Below are 6,798 nucleotides of genomic sequence, written 5' to 3' on the forward strand. Positions count from 1 at the left end.
CTTCCTCAAGTGACCAACATTTATTGAAATTTTTAGCGAAATATTTGATTGCTATTCAACCTGAACTTAACTCAAAAATAACATTTGTTGAAGGAAAATTAGAAGGTTTTGATGCGGTAATAGCCACCGGAAGCAACAACACTGCACGTTATTTTGAATATTATTTTAAAGACAAACCCAGTATCATTCGTAAAAATAGAAATTCGATCGCTGTTTTAAATGGAACAGAAACTCATGAAGAATTAGTAGGTTTAGGTGAAGATATTTTTAGATATTTTGGTTTAGGGTGTCGTAATGTTTCTAAACTATTTGTTCCAAAGGATTATAATTTTGAAGCATTTTTTAAAGCCATGTTTGAATATCGCGAAGTAATTCAATATGAAAAATATGCAAATAATTATGATTACAATAAAGCGGTTTTCTTAATGAGTAACTTCCAACTATTAGATAATGAGTTTTTAACTATCAAAGAAGATACGAGTTACTCCTCGCCTATTTCTTCCGTTTTTTATGAGTTTTACGAAAATTTGGAAGAAGTAAAATCACGATTAAGTAATGATGCAGATCAAATTCAATGCATCGTTTCGAAGAATCTTATTGAAAATTCAATTGTTTTTGGACAAACCCAACAACCAAAACTTTGGGATTATGCCGATAATTTGGATACTTTGGCCTTTTTATCAAAAATATAATTATTTTATTTGTGTTTATTTACAAAATCTACAACGTTTTCGTTAATAACATACTTTAATTATTATTAAAATATAACTCGATTTTAAATTGCGATTTCCGAAATTTGCTTCTTAAGAAACTCATAATGAAAAAACACAACTACAGCGCAGGTCCTTGCATTCTTCCTCAAGAGGTTTTTAAGCAATCAGCGGAAGCTATTTTAGATTTCAACAATTCTGGATTATCTATATTAGAAATTTCGCACAGAAGTAAAGATTTTCTTGCGGTTATGGAAGAAGCTAGAGCATTAGTTTTAGAACTTTTAGGACTAGAAGGCAAAGGATATCAAGCGTTGTTTTTATCTGGTGGTGCTAGTTTAGAATTTTTAATGGTTCCTTATAATGTAATGAAAGTAGACGGTAAAGCCGCATATTTAGACTCGGGAACTTGGGCAAGTAGTGCAATTAAAGAAGCCAAACATTTTGGTGAAACAGTTGTTGTTGCTTCCTCAAAATCAGAAAATTATAATCATATTCCAAAAAACTATACCATTCCTGCTGATGCTTCTTATTTTCACTGCACCAGCAATAATACTATTTTTGGAACCCAAATGAAGTCGTTTCCAAAAACAGCTGCTCCGTTAATATGTGATATGAGTTCCGATATTTTTTCTAAAGCAATAGATTTTTCGCAATTTGATTTGATTTATGCTGGTGCTCAAAAAAATATGGGGCCCGCCGGAACAACTTTAGTCGTAGTCAAAGAAGAAATTTTAGGTAAAACTGGAAGGACTATTCCTAGTATCTTAGATTATCAACAACATATTTCGAAAGAAAGTATGTACAATACACCGCCTGTATTTCCAGTTTACGCTTCTCTTTTAACATTACAATGGTTGAAAAAATTAGGCGGAATAGCTGCTATTGAAAAAATAAACGACGCAAAAGCAAACTTATTATATACAGAAATTGACCGAAATCCTTTATTTATAGGAACGGCTGCCAAAGAAGATAGAAGTACTATGAACGCCACTTTTTTATTAGTAAACGAAGCACATCAGGAAACATTCGATGCCATGTGGAAAGCCGCTGGAATTTCAGGTTTAGCTGGGCACCGCTCTGTTGGTGGTTATCGTGCGTCTATGTACAATGCGCTTCCATTAGAAAGTGTTCAGGTATTAGTAGATGTAATGAGAAATTTAGAAAATAATATTTAGTAATTAGCAATAACATAAAGCATGAAAGTTTTAGCAAACGACGGAATTTCAAAAAGCGGTATTGAAGCGCTAGAAAAAGGTGGATTTGAAGTCATCACTACAAAAGTAGCTCAAGAACAAGTTGCCAATTATATCAATACTCACGACGTAAAAGTCATTTTAGTAAGAAGTGCTACCAAAGTACGCCAAGATATAATAGATGCTTGCCCAGGATTAAAAATTATTGGTCGTGGTGGTGTTGGAATGGATAACATTGATGTAGCTTATGCTCGTGAAAAAGGATTACACGTAATCAATACACCTGCTTCATCTTCTGAAAGTGTTGCCGAACTAGTTTTTGCCCATTTATTTTCTGGAGTGCGATTTTTACATGATGCAAATAGAAATATGCCTTTAGAAGGTGATACCAATTTTGACGGATTGAAAAAAGCCTATGCAAACGGAATCGAACTTCGTGGTAAAACATTGGGAATTGTTGGTTTTGGTCGAATTGGACAAGCAGTTGCAAAAATGGCTTTAGGATTGGGAATGAAAGTAATTGCTACCGATAAATTTGTGAATGAAGCCGTAATTCGTGTTGATTTTTACAACGGACAATTCATTAATGTGGATATTGTAACCGAATCATTAGAAGATATTTTCAAACATTCTGATTTTATTACCTTACATGTTCCAGCACAAGAAGGTTATGTAATTGATAAAGCTGAATTCCAATTAATGAAAGATAATGTGGGTATCGTAAACTGTGCTCGTGGAGGAGTAATTAATGAAGTAGCATTAATAGATGCTTTAGATGAAGGTAAAGTATTATTTGCCGGTTTAGATGTTTTTGAAAATGAACCTACACCAGAAATTCAAATATTAATGCATCCGAAAATTTCATTAACTCCACATATTGGTGCAGCGACTGAAGAAGCTCAAGATCGAATTGGAACCGAATTAGCCGATCAAATTATCAGCTTATTAAAAAATTAATATTTATTCTATAAAATCTATAAAAAAAGCATCGATTGTATTGGTGCTTTTTTTAATTTTGGCTACATTTAAATTGGAAAATAATACGACTTAATATTCTCATGAAAAAACTAAAAGAACGCTGGGGTGTTAAAAGCAATAAACAAATAGTTATTATTTTATTAGTATTTGCAATCACCGGATTTAGTTCGTTACAATTAGCAAAACCTTTTTTAACTTTGATTGGAATTCCCGATACTTTTGAACCGCATTGGTTATATCGCGTGTTACGATTGCTTTTAATTTTTCCAATTTATCAGGTATTATTAGTCTTTGTAGGATATATTTTTGGTCAATTTTCATTTTTCTGGAGTTTTGAGAAAAAAATGTTGGAACGATTAAAATTAGGATTTATCGCTCGTTATATCGATTCGATACTAAAAAAGGAGCCTTAGTTAAAGCTCCTTTTATTATTTTTTGTCGTCTGACTTAATTATGTAGGTGTAAACCCAAGTTATTGTGAAAGTAGGTATAAAATCTAACATTGGAATTATCTCTTCTAAAAAACCAAAAATACCTGCAACTTTTCCTATTGTTCCTTTGTACATATAAGCCAAAAGTAATCCGGAAATAGGTGCCCAAATCACATCAATTCCTTCGCCTAAAAAGGGAACAGTGTAAGAAAGTAAACCTATACCATCAAACAATAAACCTAAAATTAATTTGATGTGTTTACGGTCTTTTTTCGGATTTTGAACAAGATCTGTCATAGTGTAATATTCATATTGAATTTGAATCTCACAAAATGAATGCCAAATTATTCTTTATGAATCATTTTGTAAAAATCATCTCTAAATTCTTTCTGGTTGAAAACACCTCCATATTGTAACGTAGAAGTGTAACTGCTTTCATCCTTAATTCCACGACTCGAAACACACAAATGCGTTGCTTCCATAACAATCATGACGTTATCTGTTTCTAAAACCGATTTTAATTCATTAAAGATTTGCATGATCATTCGCTCTTGAACTTGGGGTCTTCTAGCATAATAATCCACAATGCGATTTAATTTTGACAAACCAATAACTTTTCCTGAAGAAACATAACCAACATGTGCTTTACCTACAATTGGTAAAAAATGGTGCTCACAAGTTGAATTAAAACTAATATTTGCCTCCACCAACATTTTATCATATTGGTACGAATTGTCAAAAACCGAAACTTTAGGCTTATTGGCAGGATTCAATCCCGAAAAAATTTCTTGAACGAACATCTTAGCGACTCTGTGTGGTGTTCCTTGCAAGCTATCATCTGTTAAATCTAAACCTAACTCTTTCATGATAATCTCGAAATGTTGTTCAATAACTTCCATTTTTTGGGCATCAGAACGATGAAAAGCATCTGCACGCATAGGAGTCTCAGCAGAGGTCATTTGATGATTGTCACCTATAATGTCAAATATTTCTTTTTCAATTGTAGTGTTCATATATTATATTTCTTTCTATTTTAATTTCGATCTATAGTACTTATGCAATTTTTCCAATTTTGGAGCAATAACCATTTGGCAATACCCTTGCTCTGCATTTTGATTGTAATAATTTTGATGATAATCTTCAGCAGGGTAAAATGTTGTGGCCGAAGAAATCTTAGTTACAATAGGTTTGTCATATAATTTTTCACTTTGAATAAGTTGAATATATTTTTCAGCTTTTGTTTTTTGATCTTCAGAGTGATAAAAAATTTCGCTTCTATATTGAGTACCAACATCGGCACCTTGTCGGTTTAAAGTTGTTGGGTCGTGTGTACCAAAGAAAACTTCTAATAAATCTTCGTAAGCAACCTCATTTGGATTATACGTAATTTGAATGGCTTCTGCATGTCCTGTTTCTCCTGTACAAATATCCTTGTATGTAGGATTCAAAGTTTTACCACCAATATATCCCGAAACCACTTTTTCAACTCCTTTTAACTCCAAAAAAACAGCTTCTGTACACCAAAAACAACCTCCTGCAAATGTTGCTATTTCCATATTTTTATTTGTTTTTATTTTAATAGGTTCTTTCAAATCGTCTTTCAAAACTCGTTTTTCTTTAGCTGTACAAGAAGAAAAAACTAATCCGAAAATAATTAATAACCCTTTAGCCGACTTTTTCATATACTGCAAATAATAATTTTGTTTAACAAATTTACATAAAAATTAAACACAAAATATTATTTTAACGAAACTTTATTTTTCAGGGCAACAAATAGTTATGGAATTGATTTTTTATTCGGCAAAAATCTTTGTTACTTTGTATAAATGTTCCATTATGATAACGGCAAAAAATCTACATAAATATTACGATTCGCTTCATGTTTTAAAAGGAGTGGATTTGCACATAAAAAAAGGGGAAATCGTATCAATTGTTGGCGCTTCGGGGGCTGGAAAAACAACGTTACTTCAAATTTTAGGCACTTTAGACGAACCTACAAATCAAAATAATACTTCACTAGAAATTAATGGTGCTTCCGTTTTAAATTTAAAAGACAAGGAATTATCAAAATTTAGAAACCACCATTTGGGATTCATTTTTCAGTTTCATCAATTATTACCTGAATTTACTGCAATAGAAAATGTCTGTATTCCTGGCTTAATTGCTCAACGCGATAAAAAAGAAGTTGAAGCTGAAGCCAAAAAATTGCTTACTTATTTAGGCCTAGCCGAAAGGATGCAACATAAACCTAGCGAACTTTCAGGAGGTGAACAACAACGTGTTGCGGTTGCTAGAGCCTTAATCAATAAACCAGTTGTTATTTTTGCCGATGAACCTTCAGGAAATTTAGATAAAACTTCGGCTCAAAACTTACACGAATTGTTTTTTAAATTGCGTGATGAATTTGGACAAACGTTTGTAATTGTTACCCATAACGAAGAATTGGCAAACATGGCTGATCGAAAACTAACGATGGTAGATGGGAATATTGTAACGAGTAACTAATGAATGCCTCGGAACTTAAAGAATTTCTTGACGAAAAAGTCGAATTATACAATAATCCAAATTTCATTGAAAGCGATCCTATTCAAATTCCTCATTCCTATTCATTAAAAGAAGATATTGAAATTGCTGGGTTTTTATCGGCTACTATAGCTTGGGGAAATCGCAAAATGATCATCAACAATGCCACTAAAATGATGGATTTGATGGGAAACTCGCCCTACGATTTTGTCATGAATCATTCGGAAACAGATTTAGAAGCGTTAGAAAATTTTATGCATCGCACGTTTAACGGACAAGATTTCATCGGATTTATGAAAGGCTTGCAACACATTTATCAAAATCACAACGGATTAGAAGCTGTTTTTTCGAAAGAAAATATAACGATGCAACACACCATTTCTGAATTTAAACAGTTATTTTTTGAAGCTCATCATTTGAACCGCACTGAAAAACATATTTCCGATCCACTCAATGGTTCAGCTGCTAAGCGTATTAACATGTATTTACGATGGATGGTGCGAAAAGATACTAAAGGTGTCGATTTTGGTATTTGGAAAACCATTACACCCGCAGCACTTTCTTGCCCACTTGATGTTCATTCGGGTAATGTTGCTCGAAAATTAGGTTTACTCCACCGCACACAAAACGATGCAAAGGCTGTAGCTGAACTCGATGCACAGCTCCGTATTTTAGATACAAACGACCCTGTAAAATATGATTTTGCGTTATTTGGACTTGGCGTTTTTGAAGGGTTTTAAAACAAAAAATCCTGCCGAAACAGGATTTTAGTGGAGAAGATGGGGCTCGAACCCACGACCTCTTGACTGCCAGTCAAGCACTCTAGCCAACTGAGCTACATCCCCAAAATTTTTACGAATATACTATTTTTAACTAAATAATTTTATTCAGATTGATAAAATTGAACTAGTTTTACGATTCTAAAATAAAATCATGCACGCAGATTATATAATTGATGAA

Annotated in this window: 9 protein-coding genes and 1 tRNA gene; 6 read left to right on the forward strand and 4 right to left on the reverse strand. The window is 32.9% G+C overall.

The genetic code is table 11. From position 1 onward, the window contains the following. The 4 genes from ACIQZC_RS07850 to ACIQZC_RS07865 all read left to right on the forward strand — a co-directional run. A partial coding sequence (locus tag ACIQZC_RS07850) for an acyl-CoA reductase (RefSeq protein ID WP_396138683.1) occupies positions 1-692 on the forward strand: 692 nt, incomplete at its 5' end. A gap of 125 nt (positions 693-817) precedes the next feature. Beyond that, positions 818-1,888 carry a 3-phosphoserine/phosphohydroxythreonine transaminase gene (gene serC, locus ACIQZC_RS07855; RefSeq protein ID WP_396138684.1) on the forward strand — a complete coding sequence of 357 codons (1,071 nt, stop codon included), beginning with the start codon at positions 818-820 and terminating at the stop codon, positions 1,886-1,888. Positions 1,889-1,909: 21 nt separating this feature from the next. Further along, positions 1,910-2,863: a D-2-hydroxyacid dehydrogenase gene (locus ACIQZC_RS07860; protein WP_396138685.1), complete on the forward strand. Its 954-nt coding sequence runs from the start codon at positions 1,910-1,912 to the stop codon at positions 2,861-2,863. Positions 2,864-2,964: 101 nt separating this feature from the next. Continuing rightward, complete coding sequence (locus tag ACIQZC_RS07865; RefSeq protein WP_396138686.1) at positions 2,965-3,297, forward strand: DUF6787 family protein; 333 nt, start codon at positions 2,965-2,967, stop codon at positions 3,295-3,297. A gap of 15 nt (positions 3,298-3,312) precedes the next feature. Here ACIQZC_RS07865 and ACIQZC_RS07870 read toward each other — a convergent pair whose 3' ends face one another. The 3 genes from ACIQZC_RS07870 to msrA are packed head-to-tail and all read right to left on the reverse strand — an operon-like array spanning position 3,313 to position 4,871. After that, positions 3,313-3,612 carry a hypothetical protein gene (locus tag ACIQZC_RS07870; protein ID WP_396138687.1) on the reverse strand — a complete coding sequence of 100 codons (300 nt, stop codon included), beginning with the start codon at positions 3,610-3,612 and terminating at the stop codon, positions 3,313-3,315. A 47-nt stretch (positions 3,613-3,659) separates the two neighbouring features. Beyond that, positions 3,660-4,328: a GTP cyclohydrolase I FolE gene (gene folE, locus ACIQZC_RS07875; protein ID WP_396138688.1), complete on the reverse strand. Its 669-nt coding sequence runs from the start codon at positions 4,326-4,328 to the stop codon at positions 3,660-3,662. Positions 4,329-4,343: 15 nt separating this feature from the next. Further along, on the reverse strand, positions 4,344-4,871 hold the full coding sequence (msrA, locus tag ACIQZC_RS07880; protein ID WP_396138691.1) for a peptide-methionine (S)-S-oxide reductase MsrA: 528 nt from the start codon (positions 4,869-4,871) through the stop codon (positions 4,344-4,346). 280 nt (positions 4,872-5,151) lie between these two features. Here msrA and ACIQZC_RS07885 point away from each other — a divergent pair, with 280 nt between their 5' ends. Continuing rightward, entirely contained in the window at positions 5,152-5,820 is a 669-nt protein-coding gene (locus tag ACIQZC_RS07885; RefSeq protein ID WP_396138689.1) for an ABC transporter ATP-binding protein, read from the forward strand. Further along, positions 5,820-6,578 (forward strand): TIGR02757 family protein, encoded by a 759-nt coding sequence (locus ACIQZC_RS07890; RefSeq protein ID WP_396138690.1) that lies wholly within the window; start codon positions 5,820-5,822, stop codon positions 6,576-6,578. The genes ACIQZC_RS07885 and ACIQZC_RS07890 overlap by 1 nt, the downstream gene beginning before the upstream one ends. A 31-nt stretch (positions 6,579-6,609) precedes the next feature. On the opposite strand, the gene ACIQZC_RS07895 is transcribed toward ACIQZC_RS07890, so the two are convergent. Beyond that, a tRNA-Ala gene (locus ACIQZC_RS07895) sits at positions 6,610-6,683 on the reverse strand. Positions 6,684-6,798 lie beyond the last annotated feature (115 nt).

The sequence above is a fragment of the Flavobacterium sp. genome, assembly GCF_044338735.1.
Taxonomy (GTDB): Bacteria; Bacteroidota; Bacteroidia; order Flavobacteriales; family Flavobacteriaceae; genus Flavobacterium.

Coding starts and splice junctions, on each gene's coding strand:
- serC (WP_396138684.1), top strand. CDS start 818: ATGAAAAAACACAACTACAGCGCAGGTCCTTGCATTCTTCCTCAAGAG.
- ACIQZC_RS07860 (WP_396138685.1), top strand. CDS start 1,910: ATGAAAGTTTTAGCAAACGACGGAATTTCAAAAAGCGGTATTGAAGCG.
- ACIQZC_RS07865 (WP_396138686.1), top strand. CDS start 2,965: ATGAAAAAACTAAAAGAACGCTGGGGTGTTAAAAGCAATAAACAAATA.
- ACIQZC_RS07870 (WP_396138687.1), bottom strand. CDS start 3,612: ATGACAGATCTTGTTCAAAATCCGAAAAAAGACCGTAAACACATCAAA.
- folE (WP_396138688.1), bottom strand. CDS start 4,328: ATGAACACTACAATTGAAAAAGAAATATTTGACATTATAGGTGACAAT.
- msrA (WP_396138691.1), bottom strand. CDS start 4,871: ATGGAAATAGCAACATTTGCAGGAGGTTGTTTTTGGTGTACAGAAGCT.
- ACIQZC_RS07885 (WP_396138689.1), top strand. CDS start 5,152: ATGATAACGGCAAAAAATCTACATAAATATTACGATTCGCTTCATGTT.
- ACIQZC_RS07890 (WP_396138690.1), top strand. CDS start 5,820: ATGAATGCCTCGGAACTTAAAGAATTTCTTGACGAAAAAGTCGAATTA.